This window comes from Methylobacterium sp. UNC300MFChir4.1 (genome assembly GCF_900110155.1).
Classification (GTDB): domain Bacteria; phylum Pseudomonadota; class Alphaproteobacteria; order Rhizobiales; family Beijerinckiaceae; genus Methylobacterium.
In genome coordinates this window covers 42,574-63,512 of record NZ_FOCS01000012.1, presented here as the reverse complement: position 1 = coordinate 63,512, position 20,939 = coordinate 42,574, and the positions used below count along the sequence as shown (strand labels likewise).

19 protein-coding genes are annotated in these 20,939 nt (G+C 71.1%); 1 reads left to right on the top strand and 18 read right to left on the bottom strand.

Translation table 11 applies throughout. The features are described from left to right. Nucleotides 1–67: 67 nt before the first annotated feature. The 6 genes from phoB to pstS all read right to left on the bottom strand — a co-directional run bounded on the left by phoB (nt 68) and on the right by pstS (nt 5,570). Nucleotides 68–763 carry a phosphate regulon transcriptional regulator PhoB gene (gene phoB / locus BMY19_RS17165; RefSeq protein WP_042671704.1) on the bottom strand — a complete coding sequence of 232 codons (696 nt, stop codon included), beginning with the start codon at nt 761–763 and terminating at the stop codon, nt 68–70. 122 nt (nt 764–885) lie between these two features. Beyond that, complete coding sequence (phoU, locus tag BMY19_RS17160) at nt 886–1,605, bottom strand: phosphate signaling complex protein PhoU (RefSeq protein ID WP_020094142.1); 720 nt, start codon at nt 1,603–1,605, stop codon at nt 886–888. Between the two features lie 120 nt (nt 1,606–1,725). Further along, nucleotides 1,726–2,541 carry a phosphate ABC transporter ATP-binding protein PstB gene (pstB, locus tag BMY19_RS17155; protein ID WP_020094141.1) on the bottom strand — a complete coding sequence of 272 codons (816 nt, stop codon included), beginning with the start codon at nt 2,539–2,541 and terminating at the stop codon, nt 1,726–1,728. Nucleotides 2,542–2,563: 22 nt separating this feature from the next. Then, a complete protein-coding gene (pstA, locus tag BMY19_RS17150; protein ID WP_100252396.1) occupies nt 2,564–3,454 on the bottom strand; it encodes a phosphate ABC transporter permease PstA in 891 nt (296 codons plus the stop codon). Between the two features lie 12 nt (nt 3,455–3,466). Beyond that, complete coding sequence (pstC, locus tag BMY19_RS17145) at nt 3,467–4,444, bottom strand: phosphate ABC transporter permease subunit PstC (RefSeq protein WP_026605081.1); 978 nt, start codon at nt 4,442–4,444, stop codon at nt 3,467–3,469. Nucleotides 4,445–4,529: 85 nt separating this feature from the next. Beyond that, the gene (gene pstS / locus BMY19_RS17140; RefSeq protein ID WP_020094138.1) at nt 4,530–5,570 is read right to left on the bottom strand and encodes a phosphate ABC transporter substrate-binding protein PstS; all 1,041 of its coding nucleotides are present in this window, start codon (nt 5,568–5,570) and stop codon (nt 4,530–4,532) included. A gap of 279 nt (nt 5,571–5,849) precedes the next feature. Between pstS and BMY19_RS17135 the strand changes: the two genes are divergently transcribed. Beyond that, nucleotides 5,850–6,095, top strand: a complete 246-nt coding sequence (locus tag BMY19_RS17135; protein ID WP_020094137.1) for a hypothetical protein — start codon at nt 5,850–5,852, stop codon at nt 6,093–6,095. 15 nt (nt 6,096–6,110) lie between these two features. Here the strand turns inward: BMY19_RS17135 and BMY19_RS17130 are convergent, their stop codons facing one another. From BMY19_RS17130 to BMY19_RS17075, 12 genes are all read right to left on the bottom strand, one after another. Beyond that, complete coding sequence (locus tag BMY19_RS17130) at nt 6,111–6,311, bottom strand: hypothetical protein (protein ID WP_020094136.1); 201 nt, start codon at nt 6,309–6,311, stop codon at nt 6,111–6,113. A gap of 115 nt (nt 6,312–6,426) precedes the next feature. Then, a complete protein-coding gene (gene recN, locus BMY19_RS17125; protein WP_020094135.1) occupies nt 6,427–8,100 on the bottom strand; it encodes a DNA repair protein RecN in 1,674 nt (557 codons plus the stop codon). A 183-nt stretch (nt 8,101–8,283) separates the two neighbouring features. Beyond that, nucleotides 8,284–9,165, bottom strand: a complete 882-nt coding sequence (locus tag BMY19_RS17120; RefSeq protein ID WP_091979221.1) for an outer membrane protein assembly factor BamD — start codon at nt 9,163–9,165, stop codon at nt 8,284–8,286. 187 nt (nt 9,166–9,352) lie between these two features. Next, nucleotides 9,353–10,300, bottom strand: a complete 948-nt coding sequence (gene lpxC / locus BMY19_RS17115) for a UDP-3-O-acyl-N-acetylglucosamine deacetylase (protein ID WP_100252395.1) — start codon at nt 10,298–10,300, stop codon at nt 9,353–9,355. 436 nt (nt 10,301–10,736) lie between these two features. Then, a complete protein-coding gene (gene ftsZ / locus BMY19_RS17110) occupies nt 10,737–12,527 on the bottom strand; it encodes a cell division protein FtsZ (protein WP_100252394.1) in 1,791 nt (596 codons plus the stop codon). 91 nt (nt 12,528–12,618) lie between these two features. Further along, entirely contained in the window at nt 12,619–13,941 is a 1,323-nt protein-coding gene (gene ftsA, locus BMY19_RS17105) for a cell division protein FtsA (RefSeq protein WP_012319319.1), read from the bottom strand. 52 nt (nt 13,942–13,993) lie between these two features. After that, nucleotides 13,994–14,947, bottom strand: a complete 954-nt coding sequence (locus tag BMY19_RS17100; RefSeq protein WP_100252393.1) for a cell division protein FtsQ/DivIB — start codon at nt 14,945–14,947, stop codon at nt 13,994–13,996. After that, nucleotides 14,914–15,837: a D-alanine--D-alanine ligase gene (locus tag BMY19_RS17095; protein ID WP_020094130.1), complete on the bottom strand. Its 924-nt coding sequence runs from the start codon at nt 15,835–15,837 to the stop codon at nt 14,914–14,916. The genes BMY19_RS17100 and BMY19_RS17095 overlap by 34 nt, the downstream gene beginning before the upstream one ends. A 67-nt stretch (nt 15,838–15,904) precedes the next feature. Continuing rightward, nucleotides 15,905–16,831 carry a UDP-N-acetylmuramate dehydrogenase gene (gene murB / locus BMY19_RS17090; protein WP_091681106.1) on the bottom strand — a complete coding sequence of 309 codons (927 nt, stop codon included), beginning with the start codon at nt 16,829–16,831 and terminating at the stop codon, nt 15,905–15,907. Nucleotides 16,832–17,030: 199 nt separating this feature from the next. After that, complete coding sequence (murC, locus tag BMY19_RS17085) at nt 17,031–18,437, bottom strand: UDP-N-acetylmuramate--L-alanine ligase (RefSeq protein ID WP_100252392.1); 1,407 nt, start codon at nt 18,435–18,437, stop codon at nt 17,031–17,033. Between the two features lie 50 nt (nt 18,438–18,487). Next, entirely contained in the window at nt 18,488–19,597 is a 1,110-nt protein-coding gene (gene murG / locus BMY19_RS17080) for an undecaprenyldiphospho-muramoylpentapeptide beta-N-acetylglucosaminyltransferase (RefSeq protein ID WP_100252391.1), read from the bottom strand. Next, complete coding sequence (locus tag BMY19_RS17075; protein ID WP_020094126.1) at nt 19,594–20,760, bottom strand: FtsW/RodA/SpoVE family cell cycle protein; 1,167 nt, start codon at nt 20,758–20,760, stop codon at nt 19,594–19,596. Before BMY19_RS17075 ends, murG begins: the two co-directional genes overlap by 4 nt. Between the last annotated feature and the right edge of the window lie 179 nt (nt 20,761–20,939).

Sequence of the window (20,939 nt, the reverse complement as noted above, 5' to 3'; positions counted from 1 at the left end):
GCTTCGCTGCGCTCGCGATGACGGTGCGCCGGAGCGAAGTCCTATCCGGACGGCCCGTGAGGCCGCCTCAGGCCTCCAGCGAGAAGGTCTCGTCGAAGGCGTAGCCCGAGCCCCGGACCGTGCGGATCGGGTCGGTCTGGCGCGGGCCGTTCAGCGCCTTGCGCAGCCGCCCGACATGGACGTCGACGGTGCGCTCGTCGATGTAGACGTCGTGGCCCCACACCCCGTCGAGGAGCTGCTCGCGGGAGAAGACCCGGCCCGGCGCCAGCATCAGGAATTCCAGGAGCCGGAACTCCGTGGGGCCCAGATGCAGCTCCTCGCCGCCGCGGCGGACGCGGTGGCCGGTGCGGTCGAGTTCCAGGTCGCCGGCCGCCAGCCGGTCCGAGACGTGGGCGGGCTTGGCCCGGCGCAGGAGCGCGCGGATCCGGGCGAGCAGCTCCGGGACCGAGAATGGCTTGACGATGTAGTCGTCGGCGCCCGTGCCGAGCCCGCGGACGCGGTCGCCCTCCTCGCCGCGGGCGGTGAGCATGATCACCGGCAGGCGCTCGGTCTCCCGGCGCGCCCGGATCCGGCGGCACAGCTCGATCCCCGAGAGGCCGGGCAGCATCCAGTCGAGCAGGACGAGGTCCGGGATCCGCTCCGCGAGGAGCAGCTCGGCGTCGTCGCCGCGCGCCGCCGAATCCACCAGGAAGCCCTCGGCCTCCAGGTTGTAGCGCAGCAGCGTGCTCAGGGCCTCCTCGTCCTCGACGATCAGGACTTGCATGCTCACGTTCGAAGACTCGTTCTGCGGGCGGTCCCCGGATGGTGCAGGAGGCGCCGCCCCGCCTCAACCCGCACGGAGAGTGACCCCGGCCGCGCCCACAGGAAGGCGCCGGGGTCGGCGCCTCACGGCGCCTGCACGCCGTCCACGGTCGCGTAGTTCGACGCGTCGTTCTTCGGCCGGTCACCCGCCAGCGTCTCGCCCGTGGCGAGGTAGTGGATCGTCTCGGCGATGTTGGTGGTGTGGTCGCCGATGCGCTCGACGTTCTTCGCGCAGAACAGGAGATGCGTGCAGAACGAGATGTTGCGCGGATCCTCCATCATGTAGGTCAGGAGCTCGCGGAACAGGGAATTGTACAGGGCGTCGATCTCGCCGTCGCGCTCCCAGACGTCGTGGGCCGCCTGGACGTCGCGGCTCCCGTAGGCGTCGAGCACGTCCTTCAGCTGACCCTCGGCGAGGTCGCTCATGTGGCGCACGCCGAGCACGATCTTCTGGGCCGGCGCCTGGTCGGAAATCGCCACCACGCGCTTGGCGACGTTCTTGGCGAGGTCGCCGATCCGCTCCAGATCGCCGGAGACGCGGATCGCCGAGATGGTCTCGCGCAGGTCGATCGCCAGGGGCTGGCGCCGGGCGATCAGCAGCACGGCGCGCTCCTCGATGTCCCGCTGCAGCGCGTCGAGGCGCTTGTCGGCGAGGATCACCGCCTGGGCGAGCGTGTCGTCCCGGCGCACGAGGGCGTCGGTCGCCTCCGCGGTCATCTTCTCGGCGACGCCGCCCATCTCCGAGATCGAGCGACGCAGGTTCTCCAGGTCGGTGTCGTAGGAGGTGACGATATGGCCGGGCATGGCGGATCCTTCGATGGGGTCCCGGGGACGGCCCTCCGGGAGGCTTGCGGGACCCGCCGGCGCGCCGGAGACGCGAGCGGCGGTCCCGGGACCGGAGCGGCCCGGCAGACTAGCCGCAGACTAGCCGAAGCGGCCGGTAATGTAGTCCTGCGTGCGGCGTTCCGTCGGGTTCATGAACATCCGGTTGGTCGGACCGAACTCGACGAGCTGCCCCAGATACATGAAGGCGGTGAACTGCGAGATGCGCGCCGCCTGCTGCATGTTGTGGGTGACGATCACGATGGTGAACTCGTCGCGCAGCTGCTCGATCAGCTCCTCGATGCGGCCGGTCGAGATCGGGTCGAGCGCCGAGGTCGGCTCGTCGAACAGGATCACCTCCGGCTTCTGCGCCACCGTCCGGGCGATGCACAGGCGCTGCTGCTGGCCGCCCGACAGGCCGGTCCCGGGCTGCCGGAGCTTGTCCTTCACCTCGTCCCAGAGGGCGGCCTTGCGCAGGGATTCCTCGATCCGGCCGTCGAGCTCGGATTTCGGCAGCTTCTCGTAGAGGCGCAGGCCGAAGGCCACGTTGTCGTAGATCGACATCGGGAACGGCGTCGGCTTCTGGAACACCATGCCGATGCGCGAGCGCAGCTCGTTCAGGTCGACGGAGGGGCTGAGGATGTTCTCGCCGTCGAGCAGGATCTCGCCCTCCGCGCGCTGCTCCGGGTAGAGGCTGTAGATCCGGTTGAAGCAGCGCAGCAGGGTGGACTTGCCGCAGCCGGAAGGGCCGATCAGCGCCGTCACCTGCCGGTCGTGGAAGTTGAGGTTGACGTCCTTCAGCCCGTGGAAGCTGCCGTAGTAGAAGTTCAGGTCCTTGACGGCGATCCGCACGGGGCCGCCCTCTTCGGCGCGGTTGCGGTTCAGCTCGACCGTGGGGATCGCGGAGGCGGCGTTCATCGTCGTGTCCTCGAAAGGGGGCTCAGCGCGAGGCCTGCGGCTTGATCACGAGGCGCGCGATGATCGACAGCGCCAGGATGGTGGTGGTGATCAGGAGCGCGCCCGCCCAGGCCAGGCCCTGCCAGTTCGGGTAGGGCGAGAGGGCGAACTGGTAGATCATCACCGGCAGGTTCGCGACGCCGCCCATCAGGTTGGCCGAGAACCAGGAATTGTTGTTGAGCGCGGTGAACAGCAGCGGCGCGGTCTCGCCGGCGATGCGGGCGAGAGCCAGGATGATGCCGGTGACGATGCCGGCCGAGGCCGCCCGCCAGGTCACGCTCATGATCACCGTCGAGGGCGGCGCGCCGAGCGCCGCGCCGGCCTCCCGCAGGGTGCCGGGCACGAGGCGCAGCATGTCCTCGGTGGTGCGCACGATCACCGGCACGGCGATGATCGCCAGCGCCACGCCGCCGGCCCAGCCCGAGTAGGTGCCCATCGGCCGGACCATCAGCGTGTAGACGAACAGGCCGATCAGGATCGACGGCGCCGAGAGCAGGACGTCGTTGAGGAAGCGGATCAGGGCGGCCAGCTTCGAGCCGCGCCCGTACTCGGCCAGGAAGGTCCCGGCCATGACGCCGACCGGCGTGGCGATCAGGATGCCGATCCCGGTCAGCACGACGCTGCCCAGGATGGCGTTGGCGATGCCGCCGCCCTCGGAGCCGGGGCCCGGGGTCGGGTTGGTGAACAGGGTCGGCGTGAAGCCGCGCACGCCCTGGACGATCAGCATCACCAGGATCGAGCCGAGGACCAGGGCACCCACCACGGTGGCGGCGGTGCAGGCGACGCGCAGGGTCCGGTCGGCGACGCGGCGTCCCTGGCGGACGCGGCCAGGGCGGCGCTGGGCAGCGGCGGCGATCGTGCTGGAGGAAACCATCGCGCGTGCTCCTCAGGCGGCCTGGACGCGGCGCGTCAGCAGCCGGGCGATGATGAGCACCACGAAGGTGATCACGAACAGGATGCAGCCCAGAGCCATCAGCGCGTTCAGCTGGAGGCCGTCCGCCTCGTTGAACTCGTTGGCGATGCGCGACGCGATGGTCGAGCTGGGGTCGAAGATCGAGGCCGAGAGCCGGTTGGCGTTGCCGACCACGAAGGTCACCGCCATCGTCTCGCCGAGCGCCCGTCCGAGGCCCAGCATGATCGCGCCGATGATCGAGACGGCCGCCTGCGGCACCAGCACGTGGCGCACGACCTCCCAGGTGGTGCAGCCGATGCCGTAGGCGCTCTCGCGCAGCACGGTCGGGATCTGGTCGAGCATGTCCCGGGCGATCGAGGCGATGAACGGCACGATCATGATCGCCAGGATGATCCCGGCGGTGAAGACGCCGACGCCCGACGGCACCCGGGCGTAGAACAGCGTGCCGACGATCGGCATGCCCTCCACGAGGTTCGAGACCGGGATCTGGACGTAGCGCGCCAGGAGCGGCGCGAACACGAACAGGCCCCACATGCCGTAGATGATGCTCGGCACGGCCGCGAGCAGCTCGATCGTCATGGCGACCGGCTTGCGGGCCCAGCCCGGGCAGAGCTGGGTGAGGTAGACCGCGATGCCCAGCGAGACGGGCACGCCGATCAGCAGGGCCAGGAAGGCGGAGGCGACGGTCCCGATCACCGCGACCAGGGCGCCGTACTGCTCGGTCCCGACGTTCCAGGCGCTGGAGGTCAGGAAGCCGAAGCCGAACTCGCGGAAGGCGGGCCAGCCGCCGTACAGGATCGAGCCGAGGATGCCGGCGAGCACGAGCAGCACCAGCAGGGCCGCGCCGTACGAGCAGGTCCGGAACAGCGTGTCGAGGCTCCGGCTCGGCGCCTTCCGCGCGGTCGCGGAACGGGTTCGGCCGAGGGCGATCGATTCGGTCAAAGCGGGCATCCGCGGTTCTCTGCGAAGGGGGGCGTGGTAGCGCGGTGCGTTCCCGGAAGCGAGGGAGGAGGTTCTCACCCCCTCCCCGTCACGCTCACATGTTGAGGACAGGCTTGCCGTCCTTGCCCTTCACGTCCTTCCACTCCTGGTGGATCAGTTCGACGACGTTGTCCGGCAGCGGGACGTAGTCGAGGTCGGTGGCGAGCGTGTCGCCGTTCTTGTAGGCCCAGTCGAAGAACTTGAGCACGGCGGCGGACTTGGCCGGGTCGGCGGCGTCCTTGTGGACCAGGATGAAGGTCGCCGCCGTGATCGGCCACGCCGCCTCGCCCGGCTGGTTGGTCAGCGAGATGCCGAAGCCCGGGGTCGCCTTCCAGTCGGCGCTCGCCGCCGCGGCCTGGAACGCCTTGTCGTCGGGCTGCGGGTACTGGCCGGCCTTGTTCTGCAGCAGGGCGTAGGAGAGCTTGTTCTGCTTGGCGTAGGCCGACTCGACGTAGCCGATGGCGTTCGGAACCTGCTTGACGGTGGCGGTCACGCCCTCGTTGCCCTTGCCGCCCTGACCGACCGGCCAGGAGATCGTCGTGGCCGCGCCGTACTCCTTCTTCCAGGGCTCGGAGACCTGGGACAGGTAGGTGGTGAAGATGTTGGTCGTGCCCGACGCGTCGGAGCGGTAGACCGGGGTGATGTTGGCGTCGGGCAGCTTCAGCCCGTCATTGAGCTTGGCGATGCGCGGATCGCTCCACTTCGCGATCTTGCCGGCGTAGATGTCGGCCAGCACGTCGCCGGTGAGCTTCAGCTTGCCGGGCTCGATCCCGGGGATGTTCACCACCGGCACGACGCCGCCCATCACGGTCGGGAACTGGACGAGGCCGTCCTTGGCCAGCTGCTCGGGCTTCAGGGGCGCGTCGGTGGCGCCGAAATCGACCGTCTTGGCCTGGATCTGCTTGATGCCGCCGCCGGAGCCGATCGACTGGTAGTTGAGGCCCGAGCCGGTCTCCTTGCGATAGGCCTCGGCCCACTTCGAGTAGACCGGGAACGGGAAGGTGGCGCCGGCGCCGGTGATATCGGCGGCGAGCGCCGCGGACGCCAGCTGAACCGTCGCGAGGCCGACGGCGAGCGCGTAAGCGAAGGGTCTCAAAGGAATCTCCGTTGCCGTCGGGCTAGAGCCTGCGCTGCCCCGCCGGCGGGCCCGTGCCCGCGGCAGAGCCCTGCGGCCGATCTTCCGAAGAGACCCAGCGCCGGCCGCCCGATGGCCGGGCGGTTACGACAAGTAGATGACACCGGGATGACACGGGGGATGACGGGGGGACGACACGGGGGACGACACCGCACGTCGGCCGGGCGCGGCACGGTTCCGGCCTCTCGCGCGTTCCTCTCCGCCAGGAGCGGCAGCCGGCAGCAGAAGGACGCGCGGATCGTGGGCGGCGACGAGGTGGATGCGGCGACGGAATCCGATCCGGCCTGGCTGGCCCTGCACGCCGAGCGGGAGGCCGTGGAGCGGGCGCTCGCGCTGGCGCAGGCCCGGCAGAAATTCAGCCCCGACCCGGACGCGGCCTCCGCGGCGCGCGTCGAGGAGGCGGAGCTGCTGGTGAGTCTCGACCGCGTGCTGACGCTGATTCGTGCGGCCGAGTACCGTCGCCGGCCGGGGGCGCGCCGCTGGTGAGGCCGCCGTCCCGGGTCAGACCGCCCGGCGCAGCTCCCGCTCCTTCTGGCGCAGGCGCAGGAGCAGCTCGACATGCGTGTCGGTGATCGGCTGCGTGTCGACGCTGCCCTCGTAGACCGTGCGGAGCGTGAGACCGAGCTGGCGGGTGTCGACCGCCCGCTTCAGGGGCTGTCCCGCGGGCAGAGACCCATCGGAGTCGACGACTGACGGCTTCATGGCTCCTCCCGCCCTTCGACCGCCCAACCCTGCCGCGGTACCGGGATGGCAGCATTCTCACGATGAATAGTTAACGAATTGTTACCTTCAACCAACGGTTAAGGTTGACGCCGGTTCACGCGTCGGCGCCCTGGAGGAGTCGCGCGGCCGCCGCCCGGGCCTCGTCGGTGACGGTGGCGCCCGCCAGCATCCGGGCGATCTCCTCGCGGCGCTCGGCGACCGGCAGGCTCGCGACCCGCGTGGCGACGCGGCCGGCCCCTTTCACGGGGGCCTTGGCGATCAGGAAATGCGTCTCCGCCCGCGCGGCGACCTGGGGCGCGTGGGTGACCGCGACCACCTGCACGGTCGCCGCCAGCCGGGCGAGCCGCATCCCGATGGCATCCGCCACCGCGCCGCCCACGCCGGTATCGATCTCGTCGAAGATGAGCGTCGGGGCCGAGCCCTTGTCGGCCAGCACGACCTTCAGCGCCAGCATGAAGCGCGACAGCTCGCCGCCCGAGGCGACCTTCATCATCGGGCCGGGCTTGGTCCCGGGATTGGTCTGGGCCCAGAACTCGACCCGGTCGGTGCCGGCCGGGTCGCGGGAATCCGGGTCCGTGGCGATCTCGGTGATGAAGCGGGCGCGCTCCAGCTTGAGCGGCGGCAGCTCGGCCTTCACGGCCGCGTCGAGCTGCTTGGCCGCCCGGCGCCGCCCGGCGCTGAGCTTCTCGGCCGCCTCGGCGTAGGCGGCCTCCGCCGTCGCGAGCGCCTGCTCCAGCCCGGCCAGCGCCGCCTCGCCGGCATCGATCGCCGCCACGTCGCCGGCGTAGCGCTCCGCCAGGGCGGCGAGGTCGTCGGCCGGGACGTCGTACTTGCGGGACGCGGCGCGCAGGGCGAAGAGCCGCTCCTCGACGCGCTCCAGGTCGCGGGGATCGAACTCCGTCTCGGCCACCGCCGCCTCGAGGACCGCGCGGGCTTCGTCGAGGGCGACCATCGCGGCGTCGAGGACGTTCACGCACGGGTCCACCAGGGCCGGTAGCTGCGCCGCGCGTCGCTCCAGCTTGCGCAGGGCGGCCGAGAGGTGCGGCACGCCGGAATGGGGGCCGCCGACGGCCTCGAGCGCCTCGTTGAGCTCGCGCGCGACCTTCTCGGATTGCTGCATGATCGTGCGGCGCTCGGCGAGCTGGGCCTCCTCACCGGCGAGCGGCGCCAGTGCGGCGAGCTCCTCCACGGCGTGGCGCAGGAAGTCGGATTCCTTGCGGGCCGCCTCCACGCGGGCGCGGTGCTCGGCGAGTTCGGTGCGGGCATGCCGCACGGTCCGCGACGCGGCGGCGACCTTCGCGAGCTGGGTCTGGAGGCCGCCGAAGGCATCGAGGATCGCCCGGTGCGAGGCGGGGTCGGCCAGCGCCCGGTCATCGTGCTGACCGTGGATCTCCACGAGAGCCGCGCCGATCGCCCGCAGGACCTGAACGCCCACCGGCTGGTCGTTGACGAAGGCGCGGGTCCGGCCGTCCGCCATCTGGGTCCGGCGCAGGATCAGGTCGCCCTCGGTGTCGATCTCGGCCTCGGCCGCGATCCGGCGCGCCGGATGATCGAGGGGCAGGTCGAACACGGCCGTGACCGCGCCCTGCGCCTCGCCGTGGCGGACGAGGCGGCCGTCGCCGCGGCCGCCGAGCGCCAGGGCGAAGGCGTCGAGCAGGATCGATTTGCCCGCGCCCGTCTCCCCGGTCAGGACGCTGAGTCCCGATCGGAAATTCAGTTCGAGCCTGTCGATCAGGACGATGTCGCGGATCGCGAGCTGCGCCAGCATGCGGCGACGGGGATTCCTCAGGATGGGACCGCAGACATAAGGCCGCCGCGGCGCGGATTCACCCCAAAAATGCGTCGCACCGCGCGGTCGGTGCAACGCGCCGGGCGCCGCAATGGGAAAGGCCCGGAGCGGCGGCTCCGGGCCTCGACGTTTCGTGGGCGGTCCCCGCGCGGGCGCGGCGGCTTACTGGGCCGAGGCGGTCTTGCCCGTGACGGTCCGGTAGATCTTCGAGAGGAACGAGCTCTTCTCCTCGCGGGGCTCGAGACCGCCCTGCGCCAGCAGCGCGTGGGCGTCCTTGTACCAGGGGCTCTCCGGGAAGTTGTGGCCGAGCACCGCGGCGGCGTTCTGCGCCTCCTGGGTGATGCCGAGCGCCCAGTAGGCCTCGGTCAGGCGCTCGAGCGCCTCCTCGGCGTGCCGGGTGGTCTGATACTTGGCGACCACGTCGCGGAAGCGGTTGATCGCCGCCGGGAAATTGCGCTTCTCGAGGTAGAAGCGGCCGATCTCCATCTCCTTGCCGGCGAGCTGATCGCGGGTGATCTGGATCTTCGCCTTCGCGTCCGCGGCGTATTCGGAGGTCGGGTACTTCTGCACCAGCTCCTGCAGCGCGACGAGGGCCTTCTCGGAGCGCTCCTGATCGCGGGTGACGTCCGGGATCTGCTTATAGTTCGACATCGCCATCAGGTACTGCGCGTAGGCCGCATCCTTGCTGGCCGGATGGCGCTGCAGGTAGCGCTTCGAGGCGCTGATCGCGTCGTCGTACTTCTGGCCCTCGTAATTGGCGTAGGCCGTCATCAGCAGCGCCTTCCGGGACCAATCGGAGTACTGGTACTGCTTGTCCAGGCTGTCGAACTTCTTGACCGCGCCCTCGTAGTCGCTGTCCTCGAGCTTGGCGAGGCCGTCGCTGTACAGCTTGTCGGCCGGAACGTCCGGCACGACCTCGGGCTTGTACTTCTCGGCGAAGATGCTCGTCGGGTCGAAGTCGCAGCCGCCGAGGCCCAGGCCGAGGACGGCCACGAGGGGCGCCGCGAAGGCCGCTGCCCGGCGATGACGAATGGTGACAGGCATCTGGCGCTCTTTCCCGGAACCGGCGCCGTTGCGCGCCGTCATGCCATCGCGTGGGTGGATCCGGCCCGCCCCGGGCCGTGCCCGCCGTTCACGGACCGTTAAACCGTGCCGTTCGATTCGGGCACGAAAGCGGCAAGGCTGCGGCAGTCAGGATCGGTTGGGGGCTGTGGCCCGTCGGTCACAGGGGCTACAGGTCGCCCGCGAAGGCGGCGAGGCCCAGGCCGGCGCCGAGTTCGGACAGCACGGTCTCGCGGCGCGAGCCCTGCGCCTCGACGATGGTGTAGTTCGCACGGTCGGCGAACAGGGCCGACAGCACCCCGACATTCATCCGGTGGCCGCCGCAATAGGAGCGGTAGGCCCCCTGGATCGGCAGGCCGGCCAGGGCGAGGTCGCCGATGGCGTCGAGGATCTTGTGGCGGACGAACTCGTCCTGGAAGCGCAGGCCCTCGGGATTGACCACCGCGGTCTCGCCGACCGCCACGGTGTTCTCCAGGGAGGCGCCGAGGGCGAAGCCCGCCTTCCAGTAGCGCTCCACGTCCCGCATCATCCCGAAGGTGCGGGCGCCGGCGATCTCGCGGCGGTAGGTCGCGGGCGACAGGTCCATCGCCTTGCGGGAACGGCCGATCACCGGGCTCTCGAAGTCGATCTCGACGTCGAGGCGGAAGCCGCGGTCGATCGGGCGCAGTTCCGCGAAGGATGTCCCGGTCTCGATGCGGACGTGGCGGAGGATCTTGAGCCAGCGCCGCGGCGTGTCGCAGGTGGCGATGCCGGTCTGGTCGATCGCCTGGACGAAGGGGAGCGCGGACCCGTCGAGGATCGGCATCTCGGGGCCGTCGATCTCGACCAGAGCGTTGTCGACGCCCAGCCCGTACAGGGCGGACATCAGGTGCTCGACGGTGGCGACCGCGCCGGTCTCGACGTCACCCAGGACGGTGCAGAGTTCGGTGGCGGAGACGAGGGCGTGATGCGCCTTGATCAGGCGGTCGTTGCCGTGGGTGGTGCCGGTGCGGAGGAAGGCGATGCCGTGATTGGCCGGAGCGGGTCGGATGGTGATCTCGGCGGGGTTGCCGGAGTGAACTCCGATCCCCGAGAGAGTCGCCGGCCCTTTGAGGGTCGTCTGTTTATGCGTTCGCATTCCTTAGCCCCCGGGCGCGATCATTTCCGCCACCCCGACTGGGGGTGAGGAGAAACTGACTGATCCGTCCGCTGCTTGATGCCCTAGCCCACGCGATCAGGTTGTGTCCTGCTGCGTGTCGTCTCGATCACATGGTTTCTATAGCTGCGCCGCACAGGGCAGCCAAATCACGGATTCTTACGGTCTGTTACAGACACGCTTAGCGGTTCGTAACCACAAAGCGCTGCTCCACCAAAGGCTTAAAGGTTGGTTAATGCGTGACTAACCCGCGGCCGTTCTGTGGCGCGGATGCACCATGCGCCGCGGCTCGAGAGCCGCGGCGCACAGCCTCGTCGAGCCCTATATCTCACCGCAACAACCATGAGTTGCTTTGCTGCAGCGCGAAGGGGCCGGCGGTTTCCCGCCAGCCCCGGGCCGTGCCGGAGACGCGGCCCGGTCAGTTCGCCTGACGGCGGAGGAAGGCCGGGATCTCGAGCTGATCGTCGTCCATCATCCGCGGCTGGGGCGCGGCCCGTCCCTGACCGTCGAGGTTGCCCTGGGCCGGGCGGTACTGCGGGACCGCGGGGGCGGCCGGAGCGCGCGGGGCCGGCGGCACGTGGGGCTGGGCCATGTGGGGCTGCGCCATGTGCGACTGGGCCATGTGCGACTGGGCCATATGCGGCTGCGGGGCGGCGGGCGAGGCCGGCCGGGCCGCCGGGGCGCCGTCCATGTCCTCGCGGCGGCCGCCGAAGCCCACCGTCGCGAGCCGGCGCAGCAGCGAGGTCCGCTTGGATTCCGGGGCGGCCTCCTCGGCAGCGCGGTTCGCCATGATCTGCGTCTGGGCGATCGGCGGCAGCTCGTGGATCTGCGGCATTCGCGGGGCGCGGGCGAGCGGCGTGCCCGTCGGGGCGGCCGGACGCGGCGGCACGAACGGGCCGGCCTCGACGGCGGGCGCCGCCTCGACGCGCTGTGGCGCGGGGGCCGGGACGAACGGCGCCGCGGCGCGCGCCTGGACCGGGGCGAGCACGACGTCGTCGCGGGTCATCGGCGCAGCGGCCTCGATGCGGCTCTCGATCCGCGACTCGGGGCGCATCTCGGGGGCCGCGAGCGGCGCGGGGGCTGGGGCGGGCATCGGCGCCGGGGCGACCGACTCGGTGCGGATGCTCGGCACCGGCGAGGCGGCGCGCGAGCGGGCCTCGGCGCGCAGGCGCTCGGCAACCTCGGCGATGCGCTGCTCGGTCTCGGCGATGGCCGGGTTGTTGGGCGAGTTCGCCGAGATCAGCGCCGGCTCGATGCCGGTGGCGACCACCGACACGCGGATGATGCCGTCGAGGCTCTCGTCGAAGGTGGCGCCCAGGATGATGTTGGCGTCCTGGTCGACCTCCTCGCGGATGCGGGTGGCGGCCTCGTCGAGCTCGTAGAGGGTCAGGTCGGAGCCGCCGGTGATCGAGATCAGCAGGCCGCGGGCGCCCTTCATCGAGACGTCGTCGAGCAGCGGGTTGGCGATGGCGGCCTCGGCGGCGCGGTTGGCGCGCTTCTCGCCGGACGCCTCGCCGGTGCCCATCATGGCCTTGCCCATGCCGCGCATGATCGCCCGGACGTCGGCGAAGTCGAGGTTGATGAGGCCTTCCTTCACCATCAGGTCGGTGATGCAGGCGACGCCCGAGTAGAGCACCTGGTCGGCCATCGCGAAGGCGTCCGCGAAGGTGGTCTTCTCGTTGGCGACCCGGAACAGGTTCTGGTTCGGGATCACGATCAGGGTGTCGACCGCGGCCTGCAGCTCCTGGATGCCGGACTCGGCGGTCCGCATGCGGCGCATGCCCTCGAACTGGAACGGCTTGGTCACGACCCCGACCGTCAGGATGCCCATGTCGCGGGCGGCGCGGGCGATGACCGGCGCGGCGCCGGTGCCGGTGCCGCCGCCCATGCCGGCGGTGATGAAGCACATGTGGGCGCCGGAGAGCTGGTCGCGGATCTCGTCGATCACCTCGTCGGCGGCGGCCGAGCCGACCTCCGGGTGCGATCCGGCGCCGAGGCCCTGGGTGACGCCCAGGCCCATCTGGATCACCCGCTCGGCCTTCGAGGAGGTGAGCGCCTGCGCGTCGGTGTTGGCCACGACGAACTCGCAGCCGAGGAGGCCCGACTCGATCATGTTGTTGACGGCGTTGCCGCCGGCGCCGCCGACGCCGAAGACGGTGATGCGGGGCTTCAGTTCCCGGATGTCCGGCGCCTGGAGGGTGATGGCCATGGTGTCGAGCCTCTCGCTAACTGTGCTGTCCGTGCGACGCCTGGGCGCCGGATCCCTTCGATCCCCCCGCGCGAGCGGGCGGGCGTGAAACCTAGAAGCTGTCCCGGAGCCAGCGGCCGACCCGGTTCAGGTAGTTGTCGGTCCCGGTCGCCGCGAAGGCGCCGTGCCCCCGCGGCTCGAAATGCTCGGCATGGGCGACCTGCGGGTAGACGAGCAGGCCGACCGCCGCCGAGAAGGCCGGACCCTTGGCGGCTTCCGGCAGGCCCCGGATGCCGAGGGGCCGTCCGATCCGCACCTGACCCTGGAGGACGCGGCGGGCGACCTCGGGCAGACCGACGAGCTGGCTGGCGCCGCCGGTGAGGACGACGCGCCGCCCGGCCTGGGCGGCGAAGCCCGCGTCGCGCAGGCGGTCCCGCACCAGCTCGACCACCTCCTCGACGCGCGGCTTGATGATCCGCACGAGCTGCGAGCGCGGGATGTGGGCCGGCGCCTCGCCCTCGTCCTCGCCGACGCCGTGCACGGCGATCATGTCGCGGTCGTCGGAGGGAGTGGAGAGGGCCGAGCCGTAGAGGGTCTTCAGCCGCTCGGCCGCCGCCATGCGGGTGGAGAGGCCGCGGGCGATGTCCATGGTGACGTGGTGGCCGCCGACCGCCAGGGCGTCCACGTGAACGAGGTGGCCGCCGGAGAACACGCCGACGCTGGTGGTGCCGCCGCCCATGTCGACGACGCAGACGCCCATCTCGGCCTCGTCGTCGACCAGCGCCGAGAGGCCGGCTGCGTAGGGCGTGGCGATCACCGCCTCGACGCCGAGGTGGCAGTGCTCCACCGCCAGCATGACGTTGCGGGCGGCCGCGAGCTCGCTGGTCACCACGTGCAGGTCGACGCTGAGCGCCTCGCCGATCATGCCCGACGGGTCGATGACGGCGCCCTGCCCGTCGAGGGCGTAGCCGGTGGGCAGCGCGTGCAGCACGGCCCGGCCGGGGCTGACGCCGTGGGCGCTGGCGGTCTCGAGCACCCGCTCGACGTCGCTGCCCGTGACGGTGCCCGAGCGGACGTTCACCCGCGCCTGGAAATGCTGCGAGGCGAGCCGGCCGCCCGACATGTTGACGATGACCGACTGGACCTCGACCTTGGCCATCCGCTCGGCGGCGTGGACCGCCTGCCGGATCGCGCTCTCGGCCGCGGCGAGATCGACGATGGCGCCGCCCTTCAGGCCCAGGGAGCGCTGGTGGCCGATGCCGATGATGCGCGCGAGGTGCGTGCGGCCGCGGAGCGTCGTGAGCGCTTCGGCGGGCTGCAGCTCGGCGATGAGGCAGACCACCTTGCTCGTGCCGATGTCGAGCACCGAGAGGGTGGTCGAGCGCCGGGCGGAGAGCGGCTTCAAGCGCGGCGTGAGGCCGTGTTGGCTGTGCATTGACGCTACCGGGCGCGGGATGCGGGACGGGCGGAGATCGACAGGAAGGGCATCAGCTGGCCGCGCCCTTCTTCTTCGCCTTCTGGGCTTCCGCGCGGGCGGCGGCGGCCTCCTCGGTCAGGCGCACCACCAGGCGGTCCGGCATGCGCAGGTCCACCGCGATGACGTCCTTCTCGAGCAGGTGGGCCTCGCGCTCGAACCGGACGAGGCGGGCGAGCGCCGCGGCCGGATCGACCTCGGGCAGGCGCACGTCGATGCCGTCGAACTTGAGGGTCCAGCGCCGGCCCGACACGTAGGTGCCGGCCTTGATCCGCTCGGCGAGCGGCCCCGCGGCGGCGATGAGGGCGAGGTATTCCGGAAGCTTGGTGTTGGCGTCCTCGCCGACCACCAGGGGCAGGCTGGCGTAGCGGTCGTCGCGCATGGCGTCGATGACGGTGCCGTCGGCGGCGATCACGCTGATCTCGCCGTTCTTCTGCCAGAGGGCCGCGGGCTCGCGCTCCACCTGGGTGATGGCGATCTCGTTGGGGTAGATCTTCCGGACCGAGGCCTGCGCGATCAGCGGCACGCGGAGCAGCCGCCCGCGCACGTCGTTGACGTCGAGGAAGGGAACCGAGGAGCGCCAGTCGATCCCGGCGGCCGCCAGGACCTCGCGCTCGTACATGCGGGAGATGCCCGAGATGGTGACGCGCTCGACGCCGAAGCCGGCGACGCGCGCGGCGATGTCGAGGGGGCGGCCCTGCTCGGCCACGAACGCGTCGTAGCGGCCGCTCGCCACGAAACCGGCGAGCGCCACGGCGGCGGCGGAGACGGAGACCGCCACGATCCCGGCGCCGTGGGGCAGGCGCTCGCTCAGGCGCTGACTCGGGCGGGCCCGACGAACCGAGAGCGACCGGGACGTGCCGCGGCCGGTGAGCCGGCCCAGGATCGCGCCGGCGAGGCGCGCGGGACCGCTCCGGCCGGCGGCGTCGCCGCTCAGCGATTCAGGGAAGCGTCCTCCACCATCCATCGGACGAGCTCACCGAAACTCAGGCCCGCATGGGCCGCCATCTCCGGCACAAGGCTCGTCTGGGTCATGCCGGGTTGCGTGTTGACCTCCAGCACCACGAGCAGACCGGTTCCACCCGGTGTGTCGTCGTAGCGAAGGTCGGCACGGCTGACGCCCCGACAGCCCAGTGCTTGATGCGCCGTTAACGACAGTTCTTGGACACGCTGGTAAACATTTGGTTTAAGTTCGGCCGGGAGCACGTGCACCGAGCCCCCCGGGGCGTACTTGGCGTCGTAATCGTACCAATCGCCCGTGGCGGCCTTCACCTCGATCACCCCGAGGGCCTTGTCGCCCATCACGCCGCAGGTGAGTTCGCGGCCAGCAATGTAAGGTTCTGCAAGGACTTGCTCGCCGAACGTCCACTCCTCGGAGGCGAGGATCTGGGGCGGGTGCGAGCGGCCGTCGCGCACGATGATCACACCCACCGATGAGCCTTCCGCGATCGGTTTCACGACGTAGGGTGGCGGCAGGGGGTGTGTCCTGGCGGCCTCACGACGGTTAACGATCCGGCCCTCGGGCACGTCGACGCCGGCGGCGCGCATGACGGTCTTGGCCCGCTCCTTGTTCATGGCGAGCGCCGACGCGAGGACGCCGGAATGGGTGTAGGGGATCTTGAGGATCTCCAGCAGGCCCTGGATGGTGCCGTCCTCGCCGTCCGGCCCGTGGAGCGCGTTGAAGGCCACGTCCGGCCGGAGCGCCGTCAGCACCGCGGCGATGTCAGGGCCGACATCGACCCGGGTGACCCGGTAGCCCTCCCCTTCGAGCGCGTCGGCGCAGGCCTTGCCGGAACTGAGGGAGACCTCGCGCTCGGCGGAGGTGCCGCCCAGCAGGACGGCGACGTGCTTGGACATCAGGGCACCTCGAATAGGTCGGCTTCAATCAGGATCTGAGCGCACCGGTCCGTCCGGAACACCGCTCTCACGTCGTGCCGGCGGGCTGGCCGATGCGCCGGATCTCCCAGCGCAATGCGACCCCGCTGGTCTCCCGGACGCGGCGGCGGACCTCCTCGCCGAGCCCCTCGATATCGGCCGCGCTCGCAGTACCGGTATTGATCAGGAAGTTGCAGTGCATCTCGCTGACCTGGGCGCCGCCCCGCCTCAATCCGCGGCAGCCGGCGGCGTCGACGAGCTGCCACGCCTTGCCGCCGTCCGGGTTGGCGAAGGTCGAGCCGCCGGTCCGCTCGCGGATCGGCTGCGCGGCCTCGCGGGCGGCGGTGACCCGCTCCATCTCGGCCTCGATGGCGACCCGGTCGCCGGGCCGCCCGCGGAAGACGGCGCGCGTGAAGATCACGTCCTCCGGGGCGTCTGAGTGCCGGTAGGAGAAGCCCATGTCGGCGTGGCTGAAGGTGCGCAGCGCGCCCCCGCGGTCGATGCCGCGGGCCTCGACCAGCACGTCGGTGGTCTCGCCACCATGCGCACCCGCGTTCATGCGCAGCGCCCCGCCGATCGAGCCGGGGATGCCCCGGTAGAAGGCGAGCCCGTCGAGCCCGGCCTCGGCGGCCGCCTTGGCGAGGCGCATGTCCGGGACCGCGGTGCCGACGGTCAGCGCGTCGCCGTCGACCGCGATGCTGCCGAAGGCCTTGCCGCCGAGGCGCACGACCACGCCCGGCACGCCGCCGTCCCGCACGATCAGGTTCGAGCCGAGCCCGATCACCGTGACCGGCACGTCCGGATCGAGAGCGGCGAGGAGGCGGGCGAGATCCTCCTCGTCGGCCGGGGTGAACAGCACCTCGGCCGGTCCGCCGACCCGGAACCAAGTGAGGTCGGCGAGCGGCTGGTCGGCGAGCAGGCGCCCGCGGAGGTCGGGCGCGGCGGCCCGGATGCGATCGTGCAGAGAGGCGGTCATCTGTGTGTCTCCCCTCGCCCCGCCCGCGGGGAGAGGGATGCGGCGATCCTGGTGTCGTCGCATCGGGGTGGCAGCGGACGCTGCGAGGCCGGGGTCCGGAGAGTCACCGCCGGGTTCATCCTCGGAGCGCAGCCCGGTGTGGGCGGTCGAGGGTGCCGCCAACCCGAGAGGCCTCCCGGGGCGGGCGCGCGCACCGCGCCTACCTTCCCCGCGCGGCGAGTTCGTCCGGCAGGGCGTAGGCCCACTGGGTGATCGTGCCGGCGCCGAGGCACACCACGTAGTCGCCGGGCTTGGCGAGGTCCGCGATGATACCCGCGAGTTCCTCCGGCCGCTCCAGGGCCCGGGCGTCGCGGTGACCGCGGGAGCGCAGGCCGGCCACGAGGCTGTCGCGGTCGAAGCCCTCGATCGGTTGCTCGCCGGCCGCGTAGACCGGCGCGACGATGACCGTGTCGGCATCGTTGAAGCAGGTGCAGAAATCGTCGAACAGCGACTGCAGCCGGGTGTAGCGGTGCGGCTGCACGACCGCGACGACGCCGTGCTCGGTCGAGGCGCGGGCGGCCTTGAGCACCGCCTTGATCTCCACCGGATGGTGCCCGTAATCGTCGAAGATCGTCGCGCCGTTCCACTCGCCGGTGCGGGTGAAGCGCCGCTTCACGCCGCCGAAGCCCGCGAGCGCCTGGCGGATCGCGTCCGGCTTCACGCCGAGCTCGTGCGCGACGGCGAGCGCCGCGGTGGCGTTGAGGGCGTTGTGCTTGCCGGGCATCGGGAGGACGAGATCCTCCATCTCCATCCGGTAGCCGGGCCGACGGTCGCGGATCATCACCCGGAAGCGGCTCTGGCCGCCGCGCAGGTCCACGTCGATCAGGCGCACGTCGGCCTGCGGGTTCTCGCCGTAGGTGATGATCCGCCGGTCCTCGATATGGCCGACGAGATCCTGGACCACCGGGTGGTCGATGCACATCACCGCGAAGCCGTAGAACGGGATGTTGTCGATGAAGCGCCGGAACGCGTCCTTGATCGCGTCGAACGAGCCGAAATGGTCGAGATGCTCGGGATCGATGTTGGTGACGATCGCGACGTCGGCCGGCAGCTTCAGGAAGGTGCCGTCGGACTCGTCGGCCTCCACCACCATCCACTCGCCCGCCCCCATGCGGGCGTTGGTGCCGTAGGCGTTGATGATGCCGCCGTTGATCACGGTCGGGTCGAGGTTGCCGGCGTCGAGCAGCGTGGCGACGAGCGACGTGGTCGTGGTCTTGCCGTGCGTGCCGGCGATCGCCACGCAGGACTTGAAGCGCATCAGCTCCGCCAGCATCTCGGCCCGTCGCACCACGGGCAGGCGTCGCTCGCGGGCGGCCTGCAACTCGGGGTTGTCGCGCCGGATCGCGGTCGAGACGACGACGAGGGCGGCCTCCTCGACGTTCTTGGCATCGTGGCCCACGAAGGTGCGCATGCCCTTCTCGGCGAGACGGCGGACATTGGCGTTGTCGGAGGCGTCCGAGCCCTGCACCGTGTAGCCGAGGTTGTGCATCACTTCGGCGATGCCGGACATGCCGATGCCGCCGATGCCGATGAAGTGGATGGGGCCGAGCTTGTCGGGCAGCTTCATGGGTCGAACCGTCTGGTGGCGGGACCGCCGGTGCGGAATCCCTCAAGAAATCAGGTGCGGGCGGCCGTCTCGACGACGACCTCGGCCAGCCGCTCGGCGGCGTCGTGGATGCCCGCGCTTCTGGCCGCATCGGCCGCCGCGGTCAATTTTGCCGGCGTCTCGAAGCAGGCGGTCAGCTCCGCGGCGAGCCGTTCGGGCGTGAAATCCGGCTGCTTCACCGCCAGCGCCGCGCCGATGGCGTCGAGGGTCGCGGCGTTGGCGGCCTGGTCCTGGTCGAGGGAGCCCGGCAGCGGCACGAGGATCGACGGGCGGCCGATCGCCGCGAGCTCGGAGACCGTCGAGGCGCCCGAGCGCGAGACCACGAGGTGGCTCGCGGCCATGCGGGCGGGCAGGTCCTTGAAGAACGGCGCCGCCTCGATCCCGGCGAGCCCCATGGCGAGGTAGCGGTTCTGAACGGCCGTCAGGTCCTCGGGGCGGACCTGCTGGACGAGGTGCAGGCGGGCGCGCAGCGCGTCGGGCAGGCGGGCGATCGCCTCCGGCACGACCTCGCCCATGACCCGGGCGCCCTGGCTGCCGCCGAAGACCAGGAGCCGCAGGGCGTCGCCCTCGCCGAAAGCGGGATACGGGACCTTGGCCGCCTCGATCACCGCCGGGCGGAGCGGATTGCCGGTGTGGATCCGCAGGGCCTTGGCCTTGTCGGGCACGCCGCGCACGACCTTGAAGCCGGTGGCGATGGTTCGGGCGCCCCGCGCCAGGAAGGCGTTGGCCCGGCCCATCACGGCGTTCTGTTCGTGCAGGATCGTCGGCACGCGCAGGATCTGGCCGGCGAGCACCGGTGGGACGGTCGGGTAGCCGCCGAAGCCCACGACGGCGGCCGGGTTGATCCGGCGGATCTCCTTCGCGGCGACGCCGAAGCCCCGGCCGAGGGTCAGCACGGCGCCGGCCCGCTTCAGCGGCGAGCGGCCGGACGGCGTCGCCGACGCGATGGTGACGACCTCCGAGGCCGGGAACTCGGACGCGATGGAATCGACCCGGGCGTCGGTGGCGAGCGCCACGCGGATGCCGCGTGCCCGCAGGGCGTGGGCGAGGCTCTCGGCCGGGAACAGGTGGCCGCCGGTTCCGCCCGCGCAGAGCAGGATCGTGGGGGTGAAGACGGTCACCGCATCACCCCGGCAACGGTGGCGGGCGCGGTGCCGGGGGGCTTCTGGCTGAGCATGACGGTGCGGGGGCGCTTGCGGGTCAGGGCGACGAGGAAGCCGGTGCCGAGCGCCAGCGAGATCAGCGAGGAGCCGCCGTAGGAGACGAACGGCAGCGTCATGCCCTTGGCGGGCATCAGCTGGGTGTTTACCGCCATGTTGATGCAGGCTTGCAGGCCGAACAGTGTGGTCAGGCCGGTGATCGCCAGCCGCGAGAAGGTGTCGTCGGTGCGCCGCGCCAGCTTGAGGCCGCGCAGGACGATGAAGGCGAACAGCGCCACGAGGCAGAGGCAGACGATCACGCCGAACTCCTCGCCGGTGACCGAGAAGATGAAGTCGGTATGCGCGTCCGGCAGGTGGCGCTTGGCCACGCCCTCCCCCGGCCCGGTGCCGAACCAGCCGCCCGAGCGGAACGATTCGCGCGACCAGAAATCCTGGAAGCCGCCGCCGGAATCCCGGTCGAGGAACTTGTTGAAGCGCTCGCGCACGTGGTGGAAGAACAGGTAGGCAGCGAACACACCTCCGAGGCCCAGCACGCCGAGGACGGCCACCCAGATCAGGTGGAGGCCGGCCACGAAGAACAGCGCGCACCACACCATGGTAATCAGCATGGTCTGGCCGAAATCGGGCTGGAGCAGCAGCGGCACGATGGTGATCGGCAGGAGCAGCAGCGCCAGGATGCCGCCCGGCATGTCGCGGCGCTGGGCGCCCTCCGAGAAGGCCCAGGCGGCGACGACCACGAAGGCCGGCTTCACGAACTCCGAGGGCTGCAGGCCGAAGGAGCCGAACTGGATCCAGCGATGCGCGCCCTTGATCTCGGGCCCGAACTTGCCGGCGAGCAGGCACAGGATGACGCCAAGGATCCAGGTGACGAGCGCGAGCCGCCGGATGCCGCGCAGCGACAGGAACGAGACCGCGCAGATCAGCAGGATGGTCGGCGCGAGGTACATCGCCTGCCGGTTGAGGAAGTAGAAGGTCGGCAGGCCGATCCGCTCGGCCACGGGCGGGCCGCCGCCCATCAGGAAGACGAGGCCCGCGACCATCAGCGCGAACAGCGCCGCGAGCAGGCCGCGGTCCACCGTCCACCACCAGTCCGTCAGGGGGGTGCGTTCCGCGCGTGACATCATGCCGGGCAACGACTCCAGGCCGCGCGGATGCCGATCCGCGCGGGTCGGCCGGGATCCTCGGCAGGAATGGTAAACGGAGCCTTATGACCGACAGGTCGGGGCGCGTCGGGGCGCGTCGGGGCACGTCAGAACGCGCCGGCCACGCAGCCGGCGGCCCCTGAGATGCTGTATTAGGACGG